Genomic DNA, 1,470 nt, shown 5'->3' with positions numbered 1-1,470 from the left:
GCAGGGCTAATTCATTGTGATGAGAGAAAATTAGGGGGGCCAGAAACTCGCGTAAACTATCAAAGTGACCTCAATATGGAACTCTGATAACATACCGATGAAGATCAATCAATTATGCTGTCAGTCGTTGTCAGTCAATGGTTGGTGAGCACTCAATCGCTCTCTTCCTGCACCGGTTCGCGTACGCGAACCTATAAGTCATAGCTATTAGTCACACAGCGATTGCTTTGGCACACCGTCAAATGGCTACGACACGACCTTTTGGGTTCCAATCAACAGCAAAATCTTCTCGAGATCATGAGCAATCGACCGGAGTGCCGTGGTGATAGAAGAATAACCGTGGTAGCGTAAGATAGCGATGACTAAACTACGGATCATTGAGAAATTGGCAGGAGCATTACCAAATTGTATCCTGGAACTATCCTCATCAAGTACCACGTCCTTAACCCAATGTAAACGATTTTCAATTCCCCAATGACCACGAATGCCTTGGGCAAATTGTGCGGCATCGAGGCATTTACTACTAATATAATAAGCAAGTTGTTGGTAGGGCTTACCTGCTCTTGTACCGATGCGTTCTACTTTTACCAGACATGCTAGACCAAGCCACTCGTCACTTATGCCAATGATGTCATCAAAAACAGATACAATTCTAGTGGTGAGACGGTCACTTCTTTTTTCCCTGCTTATATCAACACTTATGGGTTGAGTGTTTTGAGTAGTGTTGACTTTGATTTGTTTGTAGAGATTTTTTTGATTACCTTTCACAGCCATCACATAGTCGTTTCCACTTTCGACAATTAGTTTGGCAGTTTTTTTTGACAGTGTAAAGCATCAAAGCTAAATATTACTCCTTCTATCCCTAAATTGGCTAAAAGCAACTGCACAACGTCAATTTCACTACTTTTTTTATTACGAAATTGCTCTAGGGCTAGGGCGACTCCACAGCGACTACTGAAAACAGAAACTACTGAAACGAAGTCTTGATAAGCTTGAGCATAATTATTCACTGTCCCTTTGATACTTTTGCCATCAACTCCTAACCAATCACCCTCTTGGGTTGGCACACCATCCCTAATCCAGTTGGTCAAAACTTGGGCTAATTGAGTAAAATCAATACTCATCATTACCCTCCGAAAAGTCGAGTCTGAGGGAAAACCCATTGGTGGTAAATCTAAGTTTTCGAGCAAGGCTTGGTGATGACGACGAGCAAAATCTTCCAAGGCTCGATAACCATAGCAATCGCTCATCGTTGCCATAATCACCAGCAGCAAAATTAACCACAAAGGATAGCGTTTGCCTCTGGCAGCACGAAAATCTGGGAGCTGGGCTAACGCTTCGATGAGATTAGTTTTCATCAGGGAGAGGAAGGAGAGTTCCATATTGAGTTCACTTTGATAGTTTACACTAGTTCCTGACTACCCTAATTTTCTCTCATCACAATGAATTAGCCCTGCTCCCAGGAGGGGA

General features: G+C 42.7%; 1 pseudogene. It reads right to left on the bottom strand.

Features of this window, described 5'->3' with window-relative positions:
- Window positions 1-246: 246 nt before the first annotated feature.
- Window positions 247-1,358: pseudogene (locus F6J99_RS44965) on the bottom strand (ISAs1 family transposase).
- Window positions 1,359-1,470: the final 112 nt, after the last annotated feature.

It is taken from the genome of Moorena sp. SIO4G3 (genome assembly GCF_010692305.1).
GTDB classification, from domain to species: domain Bacteria; phylum Cyanobacteriota; class Cyanobacteriia; order Cyanobacteriales; family Coleofasciculaceae; genus Moorena; species Moorena producens_A.
This window is presented reverse-complemented; position numbering and strand designations above follow the sequence as displayed.